At 62.7% G+C, this 24,104-nt stretch carries 23 protein-coding genes and 1 pseudogene; 16 read left to right on the top strand and 8 right to left on the bottom strand.

Annotation, left to right across the window (positions count from 1 at the left end; translation table 11 throughout):
• Positions 1-31: 31 nt before the first annotated feature.
• Entirely contained in the window at positions 32-706 is a 675-nt protein-coding gene (locus tag IVA74_RS23330) for a glutathione S-transferase family protein (RefSeq protein ID WP_247348480.1), read from the bottom strand.
• Positions 706-1,446: an SDR family NAD(P)-dependent oxidoreductase gene (locus IVA74_RS23325; protein WP_247348478.1), complete on the bottom strand. Its 741-nt coding sequence runs from the start codon at positions 1,444-1,446 to the stop codon at positions 706-708. Before IVA74_RS23325 ends, IVA74_RS23330 begins: the two co-directional genes overlap by 1 nt.
• A gap of 227 nt (positions 1,447-1,673) precedes the next feature.
• On the opposite strand from IVA74_RS23325, the gene IVA74_RS23320 reads away from it, so the two are divergent.
• From IVA74_RS23320 to IVA74_RS23295, 6 genes are read left to right on the top strand one after another with little or no spacing between them, the layout of a single operon-like run.
• Positions 1,674-3,278: an AMP-binding protein gene (locus IVA74_RS23320; protein WP_247348476.1), complete on the top strand. Its 1,605-nt coding sequence runs from the start codon at positions 1,674-1,676 to the stop codon at positions 3,276-3,278.
• Between the two features lie 19 nt (positions 3,279-3,297).
• Positions 3,298-4,035 (top strand): SDR family oxidoreductase, encoded by a 738-nt coding sequence (locus IVA74_RS23315; RefSeq protein WP_247348474.1) that lies wholly within the window; start codon positions 3,298-3,300, stop codon positions 4,033-4,035.
• A 14-nt stretch (positions 4,036-4,049) separates the two neighbouring features.
• Entirely contained in the window at positions 4,050-5,231 is a 1,182-nt protein-coding gene (locus IVA74_RS23310) for an acyl-CoA dehydrogenase family protein (RefSeq protein WP_247348472.1), read from the top strand.
• A gap of 21 nt (positions 5,232-5,252) precedes the next feature.
• Complete coding sequence (locus IVA74_RS23305; RefSeq protein ID WP_247348471.1) at positions 5,253-6,383, top strand: acyl-CoA dehydrogenase family protein; 1,131 nt, start codon at positions 5,253-5,255, stop codon at positions 6,381-6,383.
• 51 nt (positions 6,384-6,434) lie between these two features.
• Positions 6,435-7,622: an acetyl-CoA C-acyltransferase gene (locus IVA74_RS23300; protein WP_247348469.1), complete on the top strand. Its 1,188-nt coding sequence runs from the start codon at positions 6,435-6,437 to the stop codon at positions 7,620-7,622.
• Between the two features lie 45 nt (positions 7,623-7,667).
• Complete coding sequence (locus IVA74_RS23295; protein ID WP_247348467.1) at positions 7,668-8,672, top strand: nitronate monooxygenase family protein; 1,005 nt, start codon at positions 7,668-7,670, stop codon at positions 8,670-8,672.
• A gap of 89 nt (positions 8,673-8,761) precedes the next feature.
• Here the strand turns inward: IVA74_RS23295 and IVA74_RS23290 are convergent, their stop codons facing one another.
• The 3 genes and pseudogenes from IVA74_RS23290 to IVA74_RS23280 all read right to left on the bottom strand — a co-directional run bounded on the left by IVA74_RS23290 (position 8,762) and on the right by IVA74_RS23280 (position 11,541).
• Positions 8,762-9,661, bottom strand: a complete 900-nt coding sequence (locus IVA74_RS23290) for an SMP-30/gluconolactonase/LRE family protein (RefSeq protein ID WP_247348465.1) — start codon at positions 9,659-9,661, stop codon at positions 8,762-8,764.
• Positions 9,658-10,825: pseudogene (locus IVA74_RS23285) on the bottom strand (Xaa-Pro peptidase family protein). Before IVA74_RS23285 ends, IVA74_RS23290 begins: the two are co-directional and overlap by 4 nt.
• A 56-nt stretch (positions 10,826-10,881) precedes the next feature.
• Positions 10,882-11,541: an FCD domain-containing protein gene (locus IVA74_RS23280; protein WP_247348462.1), complete on the bottom strand. Its 660-nt coding sequence runs from the start codon at positions 11,539-11,541 to the stop codon at positions 10,882-10,884.
• Between the two features lie 230 nt (positions 11,542-11,771).
• Here IVA74_RS23280 and IVA74_RS23275 point away from each other — a divergent pair, with 230 nt between their 5' ends.
• The 8 genes from IVA74_RS23275 to IVA74_RS23240 all read left to right on the top strand — a co-directional run bounded on the left by IVA74_RS23275 (position 11,772) and on the right by IVA74_RS23240 (position 18,801).
• Positions 11,772-12,788 (top strand): TRAP transporter substrate-binding protein, encoded by a 1,017-nt coding sequence (locus IVA74_RS23275; RefSeq protein ID WP_247348459.1) that lies wholly within the window; start codon positions 11,772-11,774, stop codon positions 12,786-12,788.
• Positions 12,789-12,863: 75 nt separating this feature from the next.
• Positions 12,864-13,373 (top strand): TRAP transporter small permease, encoded by a 510-nt coding sequence (locus IVA74_RS23270; protein ID WP_247348456.1) that lies wholly within the window; start codon positions 12,864-12,866, stop codon positions 13,371-13,373.
• 55 nt (positions 13,374-13,428) lie between these two features.
• On the top strand, positions 13,429-14,709 hold the full coding sequence (locus tag IVA74_RS23265) for a TRAP transporter large permease subunit (RefSeq protein ID WP_247348454.1): 1,281 nt from the start codon (positions 13,429-13,431) through the stop codon (positions 14,707-14,709).
• A gap of 35 nt (positions 14,710-14,744) precedes the next feature.
• Complete coding sequence (locus tag IVA74_RS23260) at positions 14,745-15,239, top strand: type II 3-dehydroquinate dehydratase (RefSeq protein ID WP_247348452.1); 495 nt, start codon at positions 14,745-14,747, stop codon at positions 15,237-15,239.
• Between the two features lie 14 nt (positions 15,240-15,253).
• A complete protein-coding gene (locus IVA74_RS23255; RefSeq protein ID WP_247348450.1) occupies positions 15,254-15,910 on the top strand; it encodes a hypothetical protein in 657 nt (218 codons plus the stop codon).
• A gap of 29 nt (positions 15,911-15,939) precedes the next feature.
• Positions 15,940-16,728 (top strand): TIM barrel protein, encoded by a 789-nt coding sequence (locus IVA74_RS23250; RefSeq protein WP_247348448.1) that lies wholly within the window; start codon positions 15,940-15,942, stop codon positions 16,726-16,728.
• Positions 16,729-16,757: 29 nt separating this feature from the next.
• Positions 16,758-18,479: an FAD-dependent oxidoreductase gene (locus tag IVA74_RS23245; protein ID WP_247348446.1), complete on the top strand. Its 1,722-nt coding sequence runs from the start codon at positions 16,758-16,760 to the stop codon at positions 18,477-18,479.
• 160 nt (positions 18,480-18,639) lie between these two features.
• Positions 18,640-18,801 carry a DUF2934 domain-containing protein gene (locus tag IVA74_RS23240; RefSeq protein ID WP_247348444.1) on the top strand — a complete coding sequence of 54 codons (162 nt, stop codon included), beginning with the start codon at positions 18,640-18,642 and terminating at the stop codon, positions 18,799-18,801.
• A gap of 37 nt (positions 18,802-18,838) precedes the next feature.
• Here the strand turns inward: IVA74_RS23240 and IVA74_RS41240 are convergent, their stop codons facing one another.
• The gene (locus IVA74_RS41240; RefSeq protein ID WP_346730973.1) at positions 18,839-19,165 is read right to left on the bottom strand and encodes a hypothetical protein; all 327 of its coding nucleotides are present in this window, start codon (positions 19,163-19,165) and stop codon (positions 18,839-18,841) included.
• Positions 19,166-19,467: 302 nt separating this feature from the next.
• Positions 19,468-20,199, bottom strand: coding sequence for a DUF3750 domain-containing protein (locus IVA74_RS23230; RefSeq protein ID WP_247348442.1), 732 nt, complete (start codon positions 20,197-20,199; stop codon positions 19,468-19,470).
• A 121-nt stretch (positions 20,200-20,320) separates the two neighbouring features.
• Here IVA74_RS23230 and IVA74_RS23225 point away from each other — a divergent pair, with 121 nt between their 5' ends.
• Complete coding sequence (locus IVA74_RS23225; protein WP_247348440.1) at positions 20,321-20,581, top strand: hypothetical protein; 261 nt, start codon at positions 20,321-20,323, stop codon at positions 20,579-20,581.
• Positions 20,582-20,722: 141 nt separating this feature from the next.
• On the opposite strand, the gene IVA74_RS41235 is transcribed toward IVA74_RS23225, so the two are convergent.
• Positions 20,723-20,941, bottom strand: a complete 219-nt coding sequence (locus tag IVA74_RS41235; RefSeq protein WP_346730972.1) for a hypothetical protein — start codon at positions 20,939-20,941, stop codon at positions 20,723-20,725.
• A 43-nt stretch (positions 20,942-20,984) separates the two neighbouring features.
• Between IVA74_RS41235 and IVA74_RS23220 the strand changes: the two genes are divergently transcribed.
• Positions 20,985-24,101 carry a DEAD/DEAH box helicase gene (locus IVA74_RS23220; protein WP_346730971.1) on the top strand — a complete coding sequence of 1,039 codons (3,117 nt, stop codon included), beginning with the start codon at positions 20,985-20,987 and terminating at the stop codon, positions 24,099-24,101.
• The last annotated feature ends 3 nt before the right edge of the window (positions 24,102-24,104 follow it).

Genomic DNA, 24,104 nt, shown 5'->3' with positions numbered 1-24,104 from the left:
CGAAGCCCTTCTCGCGACCGCCGAGAGGCTCTCAGATCTTCGCCGCCGCCGCCGTAATCGGTCCCGTCGGAACGTTGGCCTCGACGGCGCGCCGATAGGCTTCTCGGCCTTTGATGTGTTCAAGGTAGGGTTGCGCGTTGTCGCAAATGTCGACGCCGTAAGCGACGGCCCAGTCCAGACACGTCGCGAGGAGGATGTCGGCGCTGGTGAATTGCTGACCCATCAAGAACGTCCGGCCGTCTGCCAGCGCGACCTCCACGTGTCGCAATTGTTGCCGGAAGTATTCCCCGGCTTGTGCGACGACCTCGGGCGCAACTCCATAAATGTGTCCCAGCGCATCCGCGCGGTGGCGGCGCATGACGTAAAGGCTCGTGGAATCGAGTTCGGCCACGATAAAGAAGCACCATTCGAGCCACGCGGCGTAATCGCGGGCGGCGTCTGGAATCAACGAGCATTCCGGCGTGGAATACATCCGCGACAGATAGGCAACGATCGCAGCACTTTCGCCGATACAGAAGTCGCCGTCCTGCAGCAGCGGGATCTTCTGGCGGGGATTGAGCCTGGTGTATTCAGCGGTCTTGGTCTCGCCTGTCCGTGGCCCGATCGGCTTGACGCTGTAAGACAAGCCAAGTTCGTGCATGGCCCAGTGCGCACGGATCGTGCGGCTCGTACCGGCGCCCCACAGGGTGAGATCCGTTGTGCTCATCACCATTTCTCCACTGACGGGCGAAGGTCGAGTTCATGGGTCCAGCCGTCGCGGCTTTGCTGATGGGCGAACCAATACGCTTCGGCAATAGAGGACGTCTTCGTCAGGCTGTCCGGGGGGATATCGCTTGCCTCGATTCCTTTCGCCGCTTTCATGCGCTGGTGAATGGCCTCGCTGTCCACGCCGGCGTCGATAATGAGGTGGACGACGTGGATATTCTTCGGTCCAAGCTCGCGCGCCATGGCCTGGGCTACCGCGCGGAGGCCGAATTTCGCCGAGGAGAACGCCGCAAAACCCCGGCCGCCTCGGATGCTGGCGGTTGCCCCGGTGAAGAAGATGGTACCGCGTCCGCGCGGAAGCATGACACGCGCTGCCTCGCGTCCGACCAGGAATCCGGCATAGCAGGCCAGTTCCCACGCCTTGAAGAAAAGCTTTTCCGTGGTGTCCGTCAGCAGCTTGTTGACGTTAGATCCGGCATTGAAAAGGCAGACCTCGATCGGTCCGATATTCCTTTCGACCTCGGCAAAGAGCTTCTGGACCTCGGCTTCTCGACGAGCATCGACGCTGAACGCGTGAATGCGGTGGCCCACAGCGGCGAGTTCATCTACCAGTGCTTCGGATTTCGCCGCGTCACGCCGGCAGACACAAACCGTATAGCCGCCATTGGCGAACCGCCGGGCGACGGCCGCGCCGATGGCGTCGCCTGCGCCAACGAGTATTGCTACGCCGCGATTTTCCATCCGTTTCTCCCGTTGGTATAAGTTCTTATTTGGTACTAGAGATACTTGTTGTCGGCGGCGTTGTAAAACAGAATTCTATAAACTGTCGGAAAGCGGCAGGTTTGCTGTCCAGATGAAACGAGAGAGCCAAGTCAGGATTAGCGATTGACGAGTTCTAAAAAAGAACGTTAACTCCACGCCACTGCACCGCGGCAAAAAGGCGGCGCACGTTTTTCGGGAGTGTGGCGGTGGCGGGTCTTTCAGAGGCGATCGATCTCGATGAGATTGCTGTAGGGTTGCCGCGCCGCATCCATGACGTGACGGCCGACCATGCCGCCGATGCCCCGGATCGAATCGCTCTGGTCGAAGGCGGCGTCGGCTGGAGCTATCGTGACCTGGACAAGCGGGTCAGCGAGACAGCCGCCGTCCTCTCCTCACTCGGGGTGCGAGCAGGCGATCGGATGATCATCGTCAGCGAAAATTGCATTTCGCTGGCGGCCTTGCTCCTTGCGGCGAGCCGGATCGACGCCTGGGCAATCGTCGCCAACCCGCGATTGTCAGCGCGGGAGCTCGACCAGATTCGCGACCACAGCGGCGCCCGCCGGATGTTCTTTGCATCGGATGTTTCGAAGGAGGCCGCAGTCCACGCATCGCGCCTAGGCGCGGAGAACAGGCAGTTGGGCCCGCTGCCGAACATCGGCGTCGGGCCACTCAACGAAAATGCAACGGTCGAGCCGGTGGAAGCGGACCCCGCGAAGCAAGTTGCGGTGCTGATCTACACGTCGGGCACCACGGGGACGCCGAAGGGCGTGATGCTCTCTCATGACAATTTTCTGATCAGCGCCAGGACCACAGCGCATTTCCGCAAGATGAATCGAGACGACAAGATCTACCTGGTGTTGCCAATCTCGCATATCGTCGGCATCTCGCTCCTGATCATGACCTTGATGGTCGGCGGCACGGTGCGGATGGTCAGCAAATTTGATCCCGCGGCGACGGCAAAGGCGCTGGCGGAGGAGGGGATAACCATCCTCAACGGCGTACCCGCCACCTATCAGCGCCTGCTGGAGTACAAGAGTGTGTCGGGTCTGCATCGGCTCGATCCTGGCTCGTTGCGCTTGATCGCCGTGGCCGGCGCGCCGCTCGATCTCAATCTGAAATCGCGAGTGGAGCAGGAGCTCGGCCTGCCGCTTCTCAACGGCTACGGGATCACTGAATGTTCGCCGGGGATATCGGGCGTGCGCTTCGACGCACCGCGTGCCGATCAGGCGGTCGGCACGCTGCTGCCGGGAATAGAGGGGCGCATCCGGACTCTCGACGGCAGACCGGCGTCGAAGGGAGAAGTCGGAGAGCTCCACGTCCGCGGGCGCAACGTGATGCGGGGCTATTACCGCGCCCCGGAGCTGACGGCCAAAGTGATCGACAGCGAAGGCTGGTTCAATACCGGCGATCTAGCCCGTTTCGACGGCGATTGCCTCTATATTGTCGGTCGCACCAAGGAAATGATCATCCGCTCGGGCTTCAACGTCTACCCCGCCGAGGTCGAAGCGGTCCTCAGTTCGCACAAGGACGTCGTGCAATGCGCGGTGGTCGGCCGTGCCGCAGACGGCAATGAAGATATCGTGGCTTTTGTGCAATTGCTGCCGGGGGCGCAGGTGACGCCGGCGGATCTCATGAGCTTCGTCCGGATCCAGCTCACCTCCTACAAGCGGCCGTCCGAAATCATCGTTCTCGACGCCTTGCCGGCGACGTCTACGGGCAAGATACTCAAGCACAAGCTCGCGGAGTCCTTGCGCGCGGAGGGCGGAGTCCCTCCGGCGCCGATCGTCCCGCTTCGCACACAACAGATCTAACCTGACCGGGAGAAGACCCTTGCAAAAGAGAAACGCGACCGTGGCCGTGATCGGCGCCGGTGATTATATCGGCAGCGAGATTGCAAAGAAGTTCGCCTCCGAGGGCTTTACGGTGTTTGCGGGACGCCGCGACGGCGCCAAGCTCGAACCGCTGGTCAAGGAGGTCGAGAAGGCCGGCGGCGAAATTCACGCGCGCGCGCTCGATGCGCGCAAGGAAGACGAGATCATCTCCTTCCTCGGCGATGCCGACAAGCATGCGCCGCTCGAGGTTTGCATCTTCAACATCGGCGCCAACGTCAATTTTCCGATTCTGGACACGACCGAGCGGGTGTTCCGCAAGGTGTGGGAAATGGCTTGCTACTCCGGCTTCCTCGCCGGCCGTGAGGCCGCGCGCCTGATGCTGCCGCGCGGTCAGGGCAATATCTTCTTCACCGGTGCGACGGCGAGTTTACGCGGCGGAAGCGGCTATGCGGCCTTCGCCAGCGCCAAGTTCGGCCTGCGGGCGGTCGCGCAAGCCGCGGCGCGCGAATTGGGCCCGAAGAACATTCACGTTGCGCATCTGATCATCGATTCCGGCGTCGACACGGAATGGGTACGGCAGCGGCGGATCGAGGCGCTTGGTCCGAACGCACTGGATGATCCCGACCTCCTGATGCCGCCATCGTCGGTCGCCGAATCCTACTGGCTGCTCTATCAGCAGCCCAGGAGCGCCTGGACCTTCGAGCTGGAGATTCGTCCCTTCGGCGAGAAGTGGTAGCGGGAGCTTTCACGATGGAGCTCAATCTTTCCCGTGAGGACGCTGCGTTTCGTGACGAGCTGCGCGCTTTCATTGCGGAGAACTATCCGCAGGAAATGCGCGTTCCAAACCCCGAGACCGATTTGACCAAGGAGCAATCGCTGCTTTGGCACCGGATACTCAACAGGAAGGGCTGGATCGCTCCGCTGTGGCCAAAGGAATATGGCGGCCCGGGCTGGTCGGTCACGCAGCGCTTCATCTTCGAGCAGGAGACGTCACGGGCCGGGACGCTGCCGCCGCTCGCGTTCAGCGTCACCATGGTCGGTCCGGTCATCTACACTTTCGGCAACGACGCGCAGAAGAAGAAGTATCTGCCGCGAATCCTCTCCGGCGAGGATTGGTGGTGCCAGGGCTATTCGGAGCCCGGCTCAGGGTCCGACCTGGCATCAGTCCGCACCAAGGCGGTGCGCGACGGCGACCACTATGTCGTCAACGGCCACAAGACCTGGACGACGCTGGCCCAACATGCCGACTGGATCTTCTGCCTGGTGCGGACGGATCCGTCGGCAAAACCCCAAGCCGGCATTTCCTTCCTGTTGATCGACATGAAATCGCCCGGGGTTACCGTGCGGCCGATCATCACGATCGACGGATCGCACGAAGTCAATGATGTCTTCCTGGAGGACGTGCGCGTCCCCGCGGAGAATCTGATCGGCGAAGAGAACACGGGTTGGACCTACGCGAAATTTCTGCTCGGGAACGAGCGTACGAGCATGGCCGGGATCGGCCGGTCGACCCGTCATCTCGCGCGTCTCAAGCAGATCGTGCGAACCGAGGTCGGTGAGGGCGATCCGGCGTTCGGAGAGTTCATCAGGGAGATCGCGCGCGTCGAGCTCGATGTGCTCGCACTGGAGGCGACGGAGCTGCGCATCGTTGCCCAGATGTCGCGCGGCATCGATCCGGGTCCGGCTGCATCGTTGTTCAAGATCAGGGGCACGGAGATATTCCAGCGCATTACGGACCTGACCCATCAGGCGATCGGCAATTACGGGCTGGCCATCCGCGAGCACCCGGTAACCGCCAACCGGTTCATGCCGGGACCGGACTATGGACACACGGCAACCGAGAAATATTTGAACTCCCGAAAGCTGAGCATTTACGGGGGATCGAATGAAATCCAGCGCAACATCATCGCGAAAGCGGTGCTCGGTCTCTGACGACATCGCACGAGGCACCTCATGGACATCCAGTTGACGGAAGAGCAGGAGTTGCTCCGTTCGAGCATCCAACGCTTTCTGCGCGAGCAATACGACTTCGACGAGCGCCGCAAGATCGTCTCGACCGATGAGGGCTGGAGCCGCAGGCACTGGAAAGCCTTCGCCGAGCTTGGACTCTGCGCGGCGCCGTTCCAGGAGAGCTCCGGCGGCCTGGGGGGCGGCTCGCTGGCAACCATGATCGTGATGCAGGAGTTTGGCCGCAACCTCGTCGTCGAACCGTATTTCGAGACGGTGGTTCTCGCAGGCGGCCTGATCGAGGAGGTCGCCTCGCCGGAACAGCGTGAGGCATTGCTGCCGAGGATCATGGAGGGTGAGGCGATATGGGCGCTGGCCTGGGCGGAAGGGCGATCGCGCTATGATTTCAACAACGTCACCACGACAGCCCGGCGCCAGGGTGGAAGCTTTGTCCTGAGTGGGTCAAAGGCCGCGGTGGTCGGTGCGCCGTGGGCCGACAAGTTGATCGTATCGGCGCGGACGTCCGGTGGTCCTCACGATCGGGACGGCGTGAGCCTGTTTGTCGTCGATAGCCGTTCGGCCAATCTCCATTTGCAGAGCTTCAAGACCATCGATGGACGGCGCGCTGCCGAACTGACGCTGATGAACGTCGAGGTGCCCGCCGGCCAGCTGCTCGGCCGCGAAGGCGAAGGCGTTGCGGCCCTCGAGGCCTGCCGCGAGCGCGCCATTGCGGCGCTCTGCGCCGAGGCGGTCGGAGCGATGTCCGTGCTGAATTCCGCGACGCTCGAATACAGCAAAACCCGCAAGCAGTTCGGGGTAGCGCTAGGGACCTTTCAGGTGTTGCAGCACCGCATGGTCGACATGTTCATCGCGCTCGAAGAGGCCATCTCGCTCACCCAGCATCTGAACCTCAGCCTCGCCGCTCAGGAGCCGAATGGATCGAAACTGGCGTCTGGCACCAAATCCAAGGTCGGCTACGCAGCGCGCTTCGTCGCAGAGCAGGCGGTGCAACTGCATGGCGGCATGGGCATGAGCGACGAACTGAACGTCGGCCATTACTTCAAGCGAATAAGCTCCATCAACATTCAGTTCGGAGACCCCTCCTATCATCTGATGCGGTACGCGCAGCAGAGCTGAATCTCCATTCAACGCAGCAACTCGCCTGCCGTACCCCAACCCGAGGTAAAAATGACCGAAGCCGTGATCGTCTCGACCGCGCGTACTCCCATTGGCAAGGCTTACAAGGGCGCGCTCAATCACACCGAAGGCGCGACGCTGCTCGGGCATGCCATCTCCTCGGCACTGTCGCGCGCGAAGGTCGAGGGCGCGGAGGTTGAGGATGTCGTGATGGGCTGCGCCATGCAACAGGGCACCACGGGGACCAACATCGCGCGCAAGGCGCTGCTGCGTGCTGGACTTCCGGTGAGCGTGGCCGGAACGACGATCGATCGCCAGTGTGCGTCGGGGCTTCAGGCGATTGCGCTGGCTGCGCGTTCGGTCATTTTCGACGGCGTTGAGGTCGCCATCGGCGGCGGCGGCGAATCCATCAGCCTGGTCCAGAACAACCAATACAACAGCTTTCATGCCGTCGATCCGGAGCTGCTCGCGATGAAGGGAGACGCCTACATCGCGATGCTGGACACCGCCGAGGTCGTGGCGAAACGCTACCATATCTCGCGTGAACGCCAGGATGAGTACAGCCTGGAGAGTCAGCGCCGGACGGCAGCTGCGCAGCAGGCCGGCCGGTTCACAGACGAACTCGCACCGATCAAGACGACCATGGCGGTCACGGACAAGGCGAGTGGCGCTGTGTCCTATCAGCAGGTGACGCTGTCGGCTGACGAGGGGCCGCGTCCCGATACGACGGCCGAAGCTCTCGCAGGCGTCAAGCCGGCCAAGGGGCCGGGCTTCACGGTCACCGGCGGCAATGCCAGTCAGCTTTCCGACGGTGCCAGTGCCGCTGTCATCATGAGCGACAAGCTGGCGGCGGAGAAGGGGCTGAAGCCGCTCGGTATCTTCCGCGGCTTTGTCTCGGCCGGCTGTGAACCGGACGAGATGGGCGTTGGTCCGGTCTATGCCGTGCCCAGACTGCTCAAGCGACACGGACTTAGGGTCGATGACATCGATCTCTGGGAACTGAACGAGGCATTCGCGGTGCAGGTGATCCATTGTCGCGACAAGCTCGGGATCGATCCGGAAAAGCTCAACGTCAACGGCGGCTCGATCGCAGTCGGCCATCCCTACGGCATGACCGGGGCGCGGCTGACCGGCCACGCCCTGATCGAGGGCCGCCGGCGCAAGGCCAAATACGCTGTCGTCACCATGTGCGTGGGGGGCGGCATGGGCGCAGCAGGGCTGCTCGAAATCATTCATTAGACAACTCGCCGGAACCGGACGTCCATCAACATACTGGAGGCATTTGTGAAGACAGCAATCACCGAAATGTTCGGCATCGAACATCCGATCATTCAGGGTGGAATGCACTATGTGGGGTTCGCCGAACTTGCGGCCGCTGTGTCGAATGCCGGCGGGCTCGGGGTCATCACCGGCCTGACGCAACGGACACCGGAACTTTTGGCCAAGGAGATCGCGCGCTGCCGCGACATGACGGACAAGCCGTTCGGCGTGAACCTGACCTTTCTGCCGACCTTCACCGCGCCGCCCTATCCGGAATACATCGCTGCCATCAGGGAGGGCGGCGTCAAGATCGTCGAAACTGCTGGGCGCAGCCCCGAACAGTATATGCCCGCCCTGAAGGCAGTCGGCATCAAGGTGATCCACAAATGTACGTCTGTGCGGCACTCGCTCAAGGCCGAGCAGATCGGTTGCGATGCGGTCAGCGTCGACGGTTTCGAATGTGGCGGCCATCCCGGCGAAGACGACATGCCCAATATGATCCTGTTGCCGCGTGCGGCCGAAGAGCTGAAAATACCCTTCGTTGCCTCGGGCGGCATGGCCGACGCGCGCAGCTTGGTTGCGGCACTCGCAATGGGCGCCGCCGGCGTGAACATGGGCACGCGCTTTATCGCCACCAAGGAAGCGCCGGTGCATGAGAACGTCAAGAATGCGTTGGTCAAGGCATCAGAGCTGGACACCCGGCTGGTCATGCGTGCGCTCCGGAATACGGAGCGAGTCTTGAACAACAAGGGTGTCGAGCAGTTGCTCGAGATCGAGCGCGCGAAGGGCAAGGGCCTCAAGATCGACGATATCCACGACCAGGTGGGGGGCGTTTATCCCAAGGTGATGATCGACGGCGATATGGACGCGGGCGCCTGGAGCTGCGGCATGGTCGTTGGACTCATTCGCGACATTCCGACCGTGAAGGAGCTGATCGATCGCATCATGGCGGACGCCGAGCGACTGATCAGGGACCGACTTACAGGATTCCTCGATTCCGACAGCAAGGCAGCCCTGAAGGTCGCGTGAAGGCACGCCGGGAGCGGCGAATGGCCGAAGAGAATAGCGGTTGTTAGGAGGCAAGGAATACTTGCCATCAATGGCCCGCTGGCAAGAGTTCAGAATGAATTGGCGAAGCGGTGCTCTGGAAGTCCCTGTGCGATGCCATGAATGGCAAGAACATGACCCGCTTGGGGTTCAAGGCTCAATTGCTCGCGATCCAGAAACTTCCTCGCCGTCGTAACGAACAATGTCTTCAGATCAGGTCCGCCGAAGCACAAGCAGGTCGGATTGGTCGCCGGCACCGGAATAACGGTGTCGATCCGGCCATCCGGCCGGTAGCGTATCACCCGGCCGCCGGAGAAGAATGCGGTCCACAGCCCGCCGGCAACGTCGATGCACGCGCCGTCAGGCCTCTCCCCGGAGGCGCTGTAGTCTGCGAACAGTCGTCTGTTGCGGATCGCGCCGTCATCGAGATCGAAGTCGAACTGCCAGGTGCGGTATCGCCTCGTATCCGTGAAATAGAGCGTGCGATTGTCGGGTGAGAACGCAATTCCATTCGTGACGATGACATCGCCGAACATGTGCGCCGTCCGCCCGTCCGCGTCCACACGATACAGCGACCCGTTCGGCCGATGCAGCTGGTTGTCCATGGTGCCGATCCATAGTCGGCCCCGCGCGTCGACGCGCCCGTCGTTGAGGCGGTTGTCGGGACCGCTTTCGACCTCACAGAGCTGACTTGGAGGACCGTCGCCGGACGACCGGCGATAAAGGCGCAGATCCTGCGCGAGCAGGTGGGAGCCATCTGCCGTCAGAGCCTGACTGCCGAGGAAGTTGCACGCGTACGGAAAGACCTGATGAGCGCCGGTTGCCGGATCGAAGGATTGATGCAACTGCCGGTCGATGTCGACCCACCACAGCTTGCGGGAACGGTCGCACCACAACGGCGTCTCGCCGAGAATGTCGGCCGCGGCTACTGCGGTCTCGACCCGATGCGCGGGGATCAGGTCGGCGGTCATCCCGATATCCGATTCCAGCCACGAGCGCTGTCTCCGAAAGCCTCGTATCCGTCCGTGGTGACAACGATCGTATCCTCCAGCTTGATGAAGCCGCGCGCGTGGGGCAGCGTGGTTTCAATCGAGATGACCATGCCGGCTTCAAGCGGTTCGTTGGCGTCGTCGGCGGGATAAGGGATAGGGCCGCTCGACGTCAGACGCGGCGCTTCGTGGCTGACGATCCCCATTCCATGGGCGACGAAATGCATTTGCTTGCTGTAAGCGGACCGCGCGAGCTTCGTTGGCCGCGGTGTAAATGCCGCTGCCGGAGAGGCCGGCGCGGATCGGCATTCGGGCTGCCTGCTGGATCAGGTCGATCTCGCCGAGTAGATCGAGAAGCTCGCCGTCGGGAGTCCCGTGTACGGCCATCCGGCAGAGGTCGCCGATGTAGCCGCGGTAGTTGCCGCCCGAATCCAGTGAGACGACGTCGCCCGGTTCGAGACGCTGTTCGGATGGAGCCCGGTTGAGGCTCGTTCCCAATGTCACCAGCGCATATTCGAAAATCATGTCCCGGGACAGCTCGGCCTGCCGCAAATGATCGATGATCTCGCGCTTGCTCTGCCCGGGGCGGGTCTGGTTGACCGTAGTCATCATGGAGGCGACGACCCGCTCGGAGGCTTCGCGGAGGACGTCCAGCTCGGCCGCCGTCTTGACGGCGCGCAGCTTCTCAAGCGGGCGCATCGCCTCGACGAACTGGCAATGGCCGAACTCCCTGCGCAGCACGTCCGCCGCATCGGCCGGCAGAAATGAGCCCTCGATTCCGACACGGAGCGCAGATGGCGCGACGGACTTCAGCTGCTTGACGGCGAGTGCCATCGCCTCGACCGTGGTCGACGATCCGAACACGATCGCCGGCATCCAGTAGCCGTCGCTCGTCCGGTTCTGGACGCTGTCGCGCTCGTTCCGGTTGGCGATATAGGCCGACTTCTCCAGCGCGCCCTTCACATAGACGAAAATGGGCAGGTACCGGCTGATGCCGATCGCCTCCATATAGTCGAACTGGAAGTGATAGTAGCCGCCAAGAAGGTATTGGATGTTGTGCTTGGAGGTGACGATCAGCACGTCGATGCCGGCATCGTCGAGCAGGCGGTCGAGTCTGGCCGTGGAGAAGGGAACGCCGCAACGCATGTGTTTCTCGCTGCTCGACAATTATGCCTGACGCTCCGGCGCCAGGCCGCGGGCGATCAACCCTCGTTCCAGGAGGCGAGGGCATGCGCGACGCAGCCGTTGATGTGCTCGGTGAGCACGGCCCTGGCACTTTTGATGTCGCGCTTGAGGGCGCATTCCAACAGCGCCTTGTGCTGATTGATCGTCTCGGCGCCGCGGTAGCGCAGCGCATAGCGGAAATATTTGTCGAACACGACCGCGTGGGTCTGCATCAGCTCGCGCGAACCGCAACTCGAAATGAGCGCCTGGTGGAATTCGCCGTCGTAGCGTTTGCGCAGCTCAGGATCGTCGCCTTCGCTGAGGACGGTGCGTTCGGTCGCCGCCAGCTTGTGATGCGCTGACACCACCCGGCCTTCCCACTCCACGTCGCCGGCCCGGAACGACTCGGCCATCGCATGATGTTCCAGCAGGATGCGGAGACCGGCGAGCTCACGCAGGTTCTGGATGGATATCGGCGCCACCTCGAAGCCGCGCTGACCTTCCGCGACCACGAAGCCCTCGGACGTCAGCCGGTTGAGGATCTCGCGCAGCGTGGAGATGCTGACGCCGTAATCTTCCTTCATGGCGTCGAGCTTGAGCCGCCCGGAGGGCGTCAGCACGCCGAAAATGATGTCGGATCGAATCCGCTGATAACCGCTGTCGCCCGCCGACAAGGGCCTCCCCTCAAGTGACGTCATGCTCTCCGATCCCGCAAACGCGCGCGCAACGCCCTGTGATGGGGCGGCCGAACTATCAATGTTACCAGCAATATAGCAGAACCCCAACGTCGTATGTAATCAAAAATATCAGATGAAATCATCTTTATCATTTGACTGAGAAGTATAGTTATGTTTTTTGATTGACCTGAGGGTGCAGAAAATAAATGGCCTAACGCCGCGATCGTGCCCGATTGAACAGGGAGGTAAGAATGAGTTTGTTGGTACGGGCGCTGTCTGCGACGGCGATCTGCGTGGCGCTGACGGTCGGCGCATCAGCTCAGGACATCCAGGAGCGGACGATCAGGTGGGGCCACCTGAACAACACCGATCACCCCGTCAGCTTTGGTGTGCAGAAGTTCGCCGAGATCCTGCTGGCAAAGAGCGGGGGCAAGATGAAGGTCCGCGAGTTCGCGGCTTCACAGCTCGGCAACGAGTTGCAGCAGCAATCCGCGCTGCGCGGCGGCACCCAGGAGATGCTGTCGGCCTCGACGACATCGCTCGCCACCGTCATTCCGGAATTCGGTCTTATCGATTTCCCGTTCCTGTTCAACACGACCGAGCAGGCCGATGCTCTCGCGACCGGCAAATTCGGCAAGGCGATGATCGATACGCTGCCGTCGAAGGGGCTGATCGGCCTCGGATATTGGGGCCTGGGCTTCCGCAACGTCACGAATAGCACCCGCCCGATCACCAAGCTTGAGGACTTCAGCGGCCTTAAGCTTCGTGTGATTCCGAACCCGGTCTATCTCGAAAGCTTCAGTGCCTTTAAGGCCAATCCGGTCCCGATGGCCTTCGGTGAGCTGTATTCGGCGCTGGAGACCCGCACCGTCGACGGCCAGGAGAATCCCTACACGGTCATTCTCTCGAACAAATTCTACGAAGTGCAGAAATACGTTTCCGCCACAAATCACACCTTCACCCTGAACATCATTCTGGTGAGCAAGGCCTTCTGGGACAAGCTGTCGCCGACCGAGCAGGGGCTGATGCGCGAAGCCTATGAAGAAAGCCGCGGCTACCAGAAGGAGCAGACGCGCCTTCAGACTGAAAAGGCTCTGACGGAGCTGCAGGCCAAGGGTATGCAGTACAACGCGATCGCTCCCGAAGAAACGGAGCGCATGCGGAAGGCAGCGCAACCGGTCGCGGACAAGACTTCAGCCAATCTTCCTCCCGAGACGGTGAAGCTCTTCAACGAAGAGGTCGAGCGCATCCGCAAGAACGTGAAGTAGTCGACTTCTTTCATCACGCACGCGGCGGAGCCGGCCAGTGGCCGGCTCACACCCTCATTTGCCCGGACGTCACGCATGGCGCGAGTTCTCGACCTCTATTGCACGTTCCTGAAAGCCGTCATTGCCGCCTGTCTCGCGGTGATGGTGGTCCTGGTCTTCGGCAATGTCGTCCTGCGTTACGGCTTCAACTCCGGAATCGCGATTTCCGAAGAGTTGTCGCGCTGGCTGCTGGTCTGGTTGACCTTTCTCGGCGCAATCGTCGCGCTTCGCGAGCACGCCCATCTCGGCGTCGACACCCTCGTCCGGATGCTGCCGGCCTCCGGCAAGCGCATCTGCTTCGTCATCAACTATTGCCTGATGCTGTTTGCCGACTGGCTGCTGCTTTCGGGAAGCTGGCGCCAGACCATCATCAACATCGACGACCGTGCGCCGGCCACCGGTTTTTCCATCGGGATATTCTATGCCGTCGGCGTGGTCTTTGGCGTGTCAGCCGCAATTATCCTTCTCTACGACCTGTACCGGGTGATCAGCGGGCAGGCGAGCGAGGAAGACATGGTGGCTGTGAGGGAATCGGAGGAGCAATGATGTCCTCCACCGCCATCACGCCTGTTCATTTCCTTCGCGTCACCTGGATCACGCCATGACGATCGCCGTCTTTACGTTCTCGCTGCTCGGCGCCATGGCGCTGGGCATGCCGATCGCCTTTGCGCTCCTCATCTGCGGCGTCGCCCTGATGAGCACGATCGACATGTTCGACGCGCAGATCGTGGCGCAGAACGTCATCAACGGCGCGGACAGCTTTCCGCTGATGGCCATTCCCTTCTTCATGCTCGCCGGCGAGATCATGAACAAGGGAGGGCTGGCCAAGCGCATCGTCAATGTCGCCCTTGTTGCGGTCGGGCATTTCCGGGGCGGTTTGGGCTACGTAACGATCATGGCGGCCTGTATCCTGTCGTCTCTGTCGGGATCCGCAGCGGCCGATGCTGCCGCGCTCGCGGCGCTGCTGGTGCCGATGATGGTGGCCGCGGGACACAAGAAGTCCTACGCGGCTGGTCTCGTGGCCGCCGGTGGCGTCATCGGCCCCGTCATTCCGCCCAGCATCGGTTTCGTCATCTTCGGCGTCGCCGCCAACGTGTCGATCTCCAAGCTGTTTCTCGCCGGCATCGTTCCCGGCCTCCTGCTTGGATTGGGCCTCTGCCTCGCCTGGTACTGGGTGGTGCGCAAGGAGAACCTGTCGCCGCCGCCGAGGGCCTCGCTCCGCGAAATTCTGCACGCCGTCACCGACGGGTTCTGGGCGCTCATGCTGCCCGGGATCATCATCGTGGGCTTGCGCTTCGGCATCTTCACGCCGACCGAGGCCGGCGTCGTCGTCGCCGTCTATTCGCTGTTCATTGCGACCTGCATCTATCGCGAGCTGAAATGGTCGGAGATCTACGCGGTCCTGGTGTCGTCTGCCGTGACGACGAGCGTCGTCATGTTCCTCGTCGCCGCAGCGCTGGTGTCGTCCTGGCTCATCACGGTGTCCGAAATCTCCGCTCAGGTCGTCGATCTCCTGAAGCCCTTCATGGGGAACAACACGCTCCTGATGCTGGCGATCATGGTGATCGTGGTGGTCGTGGGAACGGCGCTCGACATGACGCCGACGATCCTCATCCTCACGCCGATCCTGATGCCGGTCATCAAGGCGGCGCATATCGACCCCATCTATTTCGGCGTGCTCTTCATCATCAACAATTCCATAGGCCTGATCACGCCACCGGTCGGCATCGTGCTTAACGTCGTCTGTGGCGTCTCCAAGATCAGCATGGAGGATATCATCAAGGGTGTCTGGCCCTTCATGATCGCGCAACTGATCGTCCTGTTCGCGATGGTGCTATTCCCGGGATTGGTGACGATCCCGGCAAAATGGTTTGGCGGCTAGTCGCTTAGCTTCTACAAAGGACAAGAGGGACAAAAATGGCCGCTAAAATCATGATCCTCAACGGACCCAATCTCAATTTCCTCGGCATCCGCGAGCCGCACATTTATGGCGCGACGACGCTTAGGGAGATCGAGGCGAGCTGCCAGGCGCTGGCCGATCAGCTTGGAGTTTCGATGTCGTTCTATCAATCGAACATGGAGGGCGAGCTCGTCAGCCTGATCCAGTCCGCCCATGGCGACGCGGACGCAATCATCATGAATCCCGCGGCCTATTCGTTCACCTCGATCGCGCTGATCGATGCGCTGAAGATTTTCGAGGGCGTGAAGATCGAGGTGCACATCTCGAACATTCACGCGCGGGACGAGCTGCACCGCCACTCGATCACCTCGAGTGCCTGCACGGCGGTCATTTGCGGCCTGGGTCCTTACGGCTATCTTGCCGCGATTCTGGCTGCCGTCCAACGGCTTGGGCAATTGCCTCAGACCATCGCGCCGGCTCTGCACGGGCTTGCGGCCGGCGGCAAAGCGTAGGCAAGGAGGGCGGGATGCGCGGAAGGGGATTTCTTGCCATCTGGAGCGACGTCGAGGCTCACGATCTGATCGATTATCGGCACTGGCTGACGCGTGAGCACACGACCGAGCGCGTGACGACGAAGGGTTTCCTGGCATCGCGTGTGTTCCGCGCGGCAAGAGACGACATCAACCGCTTCTTCATTCTGTATGAGCTGGAAACACCGGAGGTGCTCGACGGCGAAGCCTATCTGGCGCGTCTCAACGCACCGACGCCGTGGTCACAGCGCATCATGCCGAAGCTCGGCAATTTCATGCGAGGCGGGGGTGTCATGGTCGCGCGGGAAGGGCGGGGCGAGGGCGCGTCGATCGCGGCGCTCCGGATCGAGACGTTGCCGAAAGATCCCCAAAGTCTGGCTCAGGCGCTGGTTGGGTGTGACGGGGTTGCCGCCGTGCAGATCGGCGCGACCGACAAGGCGCGGACATCGGTGCCGACTGCCGAAAAGGGCATGCGGAAGAACGAGGGCTTTTTCGCGGGGCTTTTGCTGATCGAGGCACTCGACGTCGCGTCTTTGCAGGCTGCCTTGCGGAAAGTGGCGGACATTGCCCCCGACGTCGTGACCGGGGCGAGCGAGCCGGAAGTTTATCAAAGCATGTTTGCGCTCGACGCCCGTATCGCGGATTTCGGCTGATGGCAGCGTTCTCGCTCGCCGCGCTGACGGTGCTCGAGCTTGCGCCGCCCGAGATGATCGAATTGGCGGCGCACTGCGGCTACGAAAAAGTCGGGCTCAGGCTATTGCCCGCCACGCCTGGCGGTGTTGCCTATCGCCTGATGGACGATGCGCCGCTCCTGCGGGAGACGCTTCGGCGGTTGGAGCTGACGGGGGTGACTGTCGCCGATCTCGAGGTCGTTGCGTTCAGACCGGAAACGGACGTCGCGTCGTTCACGCCCTTCTTCGAGGTGGGCGCGCGCCTCGCCGCCAAACACATCCTCGTCGCAGCCTACGATCCGGATCTGGCGCGGTTTTCGGATCGCTACCAGCAATTTTGTGATGCGGCAGCGAACTATGGCCTGACTTCCGATCTCGAATTCATGCCCTGGACGAGCGTTCCGGACCTGAAGACCGCCATGCGCATCGTCGGCGGCATCGATCGTCCCGGTGCCGGCATTCTGGTCGATGCGCTGCATTTCGATCGGTCGCAGAGTTCGCTTGCGGACCTCCGCGCCATCCCGGCGCAACGCCTTCACTACTGGCAACTATGCGACGGCCCGGCCGAACGCCCGGCGACCACGGAGCAGCTCATCCATGCGGCTCGCGAGGAGCGGATGTTTCCGGGCGAGGGCGGAATAGACCTGATGGGGCTGGCAAGCGCGATGCCGAATGACCTGACCATCAGCATCGAGGTTCCGACCGTTCAACTGGCAAAGAGCGTCGATGCCGCGTCGCGCGCGCGCCGGGCGTTGGCGGCGGGCAGAGCCATCATGGAGCGGGCGCGCAGCCAGCGTTGAGAATTTCGGGACGGGAAGGGGTGTGCGGGATGTCGCAAGCCGATTGCTCCTGGGATGTCGAGACCGATCTCCTGGTCGTCGGAGCGGGTGCCGCCGGCATGACGACATCGCTGGTGGCGGCCCTTGAAGGGCTCGACGTGGTCCTTTGCGAGAAGTCGGATACGGTTGGCGGCACGACCGCGACTTCCGCCGGCACAGTCTGGATTCCGGGCAATCGGCAGGGACGGCTTGCAGGAACGCCAGACTCGATCGAGGCGGCACGAGTCTATCTCGAAGCATTGCTCGGCGTGCACGCCGCGGACGCGCGCGTGGAGGCATTTCTCCAGGCGGGTCCCGTCATGCTCGACTATCTCGAGCAGAAGACGAGCGTCGTGTTTGCGGCGCCGCTGGTACACCCCGACTACAAGAATCTTCCCGGTGCAGCGATCGGCGGTCGTGCGCTCGGCGCCGTTGCGTTCGACGGCCGCAAGCTTGGCAAAGACTTCGATCGCGTCAGACCTCCGCGGCGAGAGTTCATGGTCCTCGGCGGCATGATGGTGGGAAAGGCGGACATCCCGGCGCTGTTGGCGCCGCTCCGGAACTGGACGAACTTCAGGCATGTCGTTGGTCTTGTCGGCCGGCACTTGCTCGATCGGCTTCGCTACAGGCGCGGAACGCGTCTGATCATGGGTAACGCTCTCGTCGCGAGGCTGTTTGACAGCCTCCGTCGTTCCGGCGTCCATCTGCGATACGAGACTGAGCTCAGCGAACTCATCCGCGATGGCGACGCAGTCGTTGGGGCGGTCTTGTCATCACCGGCCGGCGCATTGGCGATACGTGCCCGCAAAGGCGTTGTGTTGGCAACGGGGGGCATCGGCTGGAGCCGCGAACTTCGCGAAAGGTTTTTTCCGGAGGGCGCGCGCCGATTTTCACTCACGCCTTCGTCCAATACCGGGGACGGCATGCTCGCGGCCGAACGCGTCGACGCAGTCATCGAGCGCGATCTCGACAGCCCCGCTCTGTGGATGCCAAGCTCGGTCATGACGCAAGCGGACGGCCACGTTTCGGTGTTCCCGCACATCATGCTCGATCGTGCCAAGCCGGGACTGCTTGCCGTGAACAAGTCCGGCCGCCGTTTCGTGAATGAAGCCGACTCTTATCACGACTTCGTGGAAGCGATGTTGCGATCGAACGCGTCTTCCTCGTTGGCGACGCCGGCTTTCCTGATTTGCGATCGCGCCTTTATCGGGGCCTACGGCATTGGTCTCGTTCATCCCGGGACGAAGGATTTGGACAAGTTTCTGAGGGCCAGATATTTGGTGGCGGGCGAGACAATCGAGGCATTGGCCGAAGAAATCGGCGTCGATAGCGGCGCGCTTGCTCAAACCGTTGCGCGATACAATCGCTATGCCGACAGCGGGGTGGACCAGGATTTCGGCCGCGGTTCAAGCGAGTTGAACCGGTTCAATGGTGATCCCTCAGCCAAGCCAAATCCGTGCCTGCGGCAGATCGGTCCCGGGCCATTCTATGCCGTCGCGGTATGGCCGACGGATCTCGCCAGCAGTGCCGGCTTGTGCACGGATTCAACCGCCCGGGTTTTGTCTGGCGATGGGGCGGTCATACCCGGACTCTACGCCGTCGGTACGGATGCATCCTCGATCTTTCGAGGCACTTATCCGGGTCCGGGCACGATGATCGGACCTGCGATGGTATTCGGATGGTGCGCGGCGATGCATGCCGCGGGCGTTTTCGGCCAGGAAGAAGAAAGGTAACTGAAAGCTGCTCGTTCGCTACGACAGCTAGGAACTCTTGCGCACCATCGAGGCTTGAATCCGCGGGCCAGCATTGCCGCCAATTGCTGGTCTGCACGGCCCCGCCTCCAAGCCCCCCATACCCCCCAGGGTGGGGCCGTGCTTCATCGCAGGAGATGCAATGCCTGAGCCGACCGAGCAAGACATCAGAGACCGCGCGCACCGACTGTGGGAGCGAGCAGGCAAGCCGGAGGGCCGCGAGCAAGAATTTTGGCACGCAGCCGAGCAAGAGCTACGCAACGAAGACAAGTCGAACACCATGCGGACGCCGGATACGCTGTGACCGCCATGGGTGCCGTTCTGCTACGGAACAGAGCCTTCTAGAACGACTTGGTTCTAGAAAGACTTGGAGTTCTGAGCAGCACGGGCAGCGAAGCGGGCCCGTTCGCACGACGGTGTTTGCGGTGGACGAGCAGAAAAAGATAGAGCACCAGATCGAACTCGCAACGCGAGCGGCGGCGCTTGTCAAAGACGAAACCACTATCCAGCGTTTCAGGAACTTCGCTGAGGAGCTGAAGCGGAAGCTGCTTCGCATGATGCGGCGCGGTCAGGTGCCAACGCGCGCGTACGAGCTCTGGGAGCAGGCGGGTCGCCCGGCCGATCGCGAAGTGGAATTTTGGCTCGAAGCGGAACAGCAGATCGAACAAGAGCGCGAACAGAGGAAGCTCTCGGGGCCCCCGGAGAAACGGTAGCTGCTGGCGCTGCTGGTGCCCACATCGGCAGCGAGCAAGTCGCTGACTTTGTCCGCATTCCCCTGGACAGAGAAAAAGCCGCCGAGTTCTTCACCCTGGCGGCTTCGGAAGTCCGTAGCTGTTGATTGTCTCCTCAGCCTTGTGCGTACCGCCGTTACCTTGTTTGCGGCCATGCAAGATCATTATAGGCGAAGGCAATCGATTTCACTGTGACTTGAAGCACACATTGCAGAGCTGCCTCTTGCTCCGTCATTCCCTTACGCGCCGGCGGCGATCCCCACGCGCCCGATGCCGGGAAGCTTCACCGCCGGGCGGCGGACGTCGAGGCCGAGCACCGCGCCGAGGAAATTGATCTCGACCCCTTCGACCCAACCGATGGTCATGCCGAGATAGCCCGAGAGCGAGGCGTAGAGGCCGGTGCCGGACGCCGTGACGCCGGCCCAGCGTCCGCTGTAGGGAAAGTCCTTGCCGATCGCGGTCGGCGGCAGCACGGCGCGCAGCTCGGGAACGGCGTCCAGCGCCGCCTGCACGAAGGTGTTGGAATTCGGTCCCGGCCAGGCGCTGTAGTCGCCATAGGTGCGGAACTTGTAATTCTCGATGACGTCGCGGATCTTCGGAATCAGCGCTTCGGCCCGCGCGCCGTCGACCGCGACCACCGTTTCCGGCAGGGCGCCGAACCAGCGGCCGTCGGGCGCAAAGCCGTTGCTGCGAATCGGGTCGCCCCAGGCCGTGTAGTCGTACCGGCTGTAGGTGGCGGCACCCTTCTCCTTGACGACGATCCAGGTGTGGACGGCGAAAATGCTGCGCCAGCGCGCGGTGCGCGCGGCGAACACGCGGATCAGCGCGTCCGGATCGGCGGATGCGGACGGCAGAAGGCCGGCGCTGGAGCGATCCGCCGTCTGCCAATTGCCGCGGCCGTCTCCGCGTAAATAATAGCGGCCGGCCGACACGCCGATCGGCACGAACATCAGCAGCAGGAAGAGAATCAAGACTTTCCTCAAGGGCAAACGGCGGTCAGGCGGGACGATGCCACCAATATAGTTCGCAATGCACGCCGCGCCAGCGCCTTCCGGCTCTTGCATTCGGGAACTGCGGCCATATGTTGCGCAGATGAGGAAGCTGTCACTCGTCGAAGACCAGGCCATCCAGGCGCGCATCGCGTTCGTCGCGGGCGCCGAAACGTTCGATCGCCTCTTCGCCGGCATCCGGTTCGACGAAATCGACGGCAATCTGCTGTTTGCCGTTGCGCGCAACGAAGACTGTGCGGCCGAGATCGAGGACGAGTTCTCGCATCACCTTGCCGTGGTCGCGACCCAGATCCTGGCGCAGAGCGTCGACGTGGTCGTGGTGCTGCCGAAGGTCCTGCAATAGCTTTCTGCCCGCAGGCCGCTTGCCTTCGCCCTGTCTCTCCGCTTTTCAACGCAATTGCAAAATTGTAATGACGTCATTGGGCGCTCAGGCCCGAGGTGCGTTATCGACGGAGCTCGACGAAGGGCTCGTCGACGCTCGCCTCTATTTGCGAAACAACATTGGATACAAATTGGCGCCCACCAGGAAAGCCCGGGCCACGACCGGCGCGATAAAGACAAAAAGCCGGAGCTCAAAGAGCCAGAGCTCAAAAAGCAAAGGCTCGAAGAGCCAAAGCTTAAAAAGTAGCGGCTTAAAAGCTGACGGCTCAAAAAGTGGCGGCTCAAAAAGCAAGAGCTCGGGAAGCAAGAGCTCAAAAAGCAAGAGCGCCTCGCGTTCCGCGGTCGCCTCCTCATCGCCGCTCGGTATGCTGGCGCTGCATCTGCTCGAGCAATGGGAAAAATCCGGCCGCGACGGCCTCGTCTTCCTCTGCGACGACGAGAGCAGGGCGGAGCGGCTGGGCGGCGTGATCCACGCGCTCGATCCCTTGGTCGAAGTGCTGGTGTTTCCGCGCCTGAACACGCTGCCCTTCGACGGCCTCGAGCCGTCCCGCGAGATCGCGGGCCGGCGCAGCGCGGTGCTGCGGCGCCTCGCCAAGGCCAAGAAGCCGGTCTTCCTGGTGTCCACCGCGGAAGCCATCATGGAACGGCTGCCGCTGCCGGCGAGCTGGTCGCGGTCGAGCCTCACGCTGAAGGTGGGCGCGCCCTATTCGGGGCCCGAGCTGGAGAGCCGGCTGGAAGCGCTCGGCTACGATCTCGACGAAGAGGCGGAGTATCCTGGGGGCGTCCTGTTCCACGGCAAGACGTTCGAAGTATTTCCCGCCGGCGCACTTGCGCCCTTCAGGATCGAGCATTCCGGCGAGACGATCCGCAAGATCGTCGCCGTCGATCCGGTCGAGCACGAGGTCGTCTACGAGACCAAGGAATTGACCATCGACCCCATGTCCGAACGGATCGCGCTGGGAGCTACGCGCGGACAGCGGGCGACGCTGCCGGATTATTGCGGTCGCGCGCGATGGATCGTGGATGCCGGGGTGTCGGCCCATGCCGATAGCTGGCTCGGCACGATCGAGGAGGCCGCCGGCCGCAGAGATGCGGAGCGCGAATATCTGGGGCAGGCGGACTGGAAGCGGCTGAAGAAGAGCTTCAGCGTGCTGCCGCGCAAGGCCGCCTTCATCTCGACGCCGGAGTTCTCGAAGCTCGCCGCGCCGCGCAAGGCACTTCGCGCTTTCGTCGCCGACATGCAGCGCGGTGGATCGCGGCTGCTGTTCGTCGCGGCGGTCGAGGATGACCTTCGCGCGATGGAGCGCATGAGCGGCATCAAGGCGGAGCGCCATGCCGATTGGAGCGAAGTGTCGAAGGGACGGAGCCGCGAAGCCGCGCTGCTGGCCGATTTCGACGCGGGGTTCATTGGCGCGGGCCGCAAGCCGCTTGTCGTCGTGACCGCGTCCGACGTGCTCGGCAGCCGGGCCCATCATCCGCAGCCGATGGCGCGCTCGTGGAATCCGGCGTTCGATCATCCTGACGTGCCCGAGAAGGGCGCCGCCATCGTCCATCTGCAACGCGGGCTCGCCGTGCTCGACGGCTTGCAGACCCTCGACATGGGACGGGGATCGCGGCGCGAGATGGTCCGGCTCGCCTTTGCGGGCGACAATGCCGTGCTGGTGCCGCCGTCCGATCTTGCCGTGATCTGGCCGTATGCCGGCGAGCCCGGCAAGCTGACGCTGGACAAGGCGGACGGCAGCAGTTGGTGGGCGCGGCGCACCGAGGCGGAGGCGGAAATCCAGGTGGCCGCCAAGGCCCTCGCCAAACACATCAGCCAGCGCCGCCGCCGCCGTGCACCCAAACTGGTGCCGCTGGGGGCGAACTACGAAAAATTCGTCGCGCGTTTCCCCTATTTCACGACGATCGATCAGGCCAAGGCGATTCAGGACGTCCTCGACGATCTGGCGTCGGGCCATCCCATGGACAGGGTGATCTGCGGCGACGTTGGATTCGGCAAGACCGAGGTGGCGCTGCGCGCAGCGGCGGCGGTGGCGCTGTCGGGCAAGCAGGTGGCGATTGCGGCGCCGACGACCGTGCTGGCACGGCAGCATGTCGAAACCTTCCGCAAACGGTTCGGCCCGCTCGGGATCGAGGTGGGAAGCCTGTCGCGGGCCAGTTCAGGCCCGGAGACGCGGGAGACGAAGGAAGGGCTGCGGCGTGGCAGGCTGAAAGTCGTGGTCGGCACGCAGGCTCTCGCGGCAAAGGACGTGAAGTTCGCCGATCTTGGCCTCGTCATCATCGACGAAGAGCAGCATTTCGGCGCGGCGGAGAAGACGAAGCTTTCAGGACTGGCAAAGGGTGCTCATTCGCTCTGGATGAGCGCCACGCCGATCCCGCGCACGCTCGCTGCGGGTCTTGCCGGCTTCAGGGATCTCAGCGTGATCGCCTCGCCGCCGGTTCATCGCCTTCCCATCGTGACCAGGATCGCGCCGCTTTCGGAAGCCGCCATTGCCGCGGCGCTGCTGCGCGAGCGCAGGCGGAACGGACAGAGCTTCCTGATCTGTCCGCGCATCCAGGATCTGGAGCCGATGCTGGCGCGGGTGCAATCGGTGGCGCCGGAGCTGCGCATCGTCTGTCTGCACGGCAGATTGCCCGTCGAGGAGATCGACGACCGGATGATGAGTTTCGTCGACGGCGAAGCGGATGTGCTGCTGGCGACCAATATCGTGGAAAGCGGCCTCGACATACCGCGCGCCAACACCATCGTGGTGTGCTGGCCCGAAAAGTTCGGCCTGGCACAGCTGCATCAGCTCAGGGGGCGGGTGGGACGCGGCGGCACGCGCGCGTTTGCCCATCTGCTAACGGAATCGACTTCGCAACAGTCCGAAAAGCGTCTGGCGGTGCTGGAGGAGTTCAGCAAGCCGGGTGCCGGCTTTGCGATCAGCGAGCGCGACCTCGACCTCAGGGGCGCCGGCGATCTGTTCTCGGAACAGCAGTCCGGGCACGTCCAGGTGTTCGGACCCGTGCTCTACAGTCATCTTCTGAAGCTGGCCTCCGAGCGCGGGAGCGACACCGGCGCCGATCTGTGGGTCCCCGATCTCAATATGCCGCTGGCCGACATGCTGCCTGAAGGCTACGTGCAATCGGAAGCGGTCCGGCTCGAGATCTATGGCCGCGCAGCCCGGTGCCGCGGCGACGACGATCTGGAAGATCTGGAGGAGGAGATCTCGCGCCGTTTCGGCAGACTGCCGCCGGAGGCTCGCGACTTCTTCGCATCCGCCAGACTCCGGATCGATTGCAAGCGGCGCGGCATCGTCAGGCTCGATGTCGGGCCCGAGGCCGTCGCCGCGACGTTCCTGCCGGGGCGGCTGCGGAAATCCAGGGCGAAGTCGAAGGCGGGATCGCTCCAGCGCGACGGCGACCGCGTCGTCTATTCCGGTCGCCGCGACCAGGACCCGTTCAGCCGCGTCGAGGAATTCCTCGAACTCCTCGACGCCTAGGGA

This window comes from Bradyrhizobium sp. 132 (assembly GCF_023074185.1).
In the GTDB taxonomy this organism is placed as follows: domain Bacteria; phylum Pseudomonadota; class Alphaproteobacteria; order Rhizobiales; family Xanthobacteraceae; genus Bradyrhizobium.
This window is presented reverse-complemented; position numbering and strand designations above follow the sequence as displayed.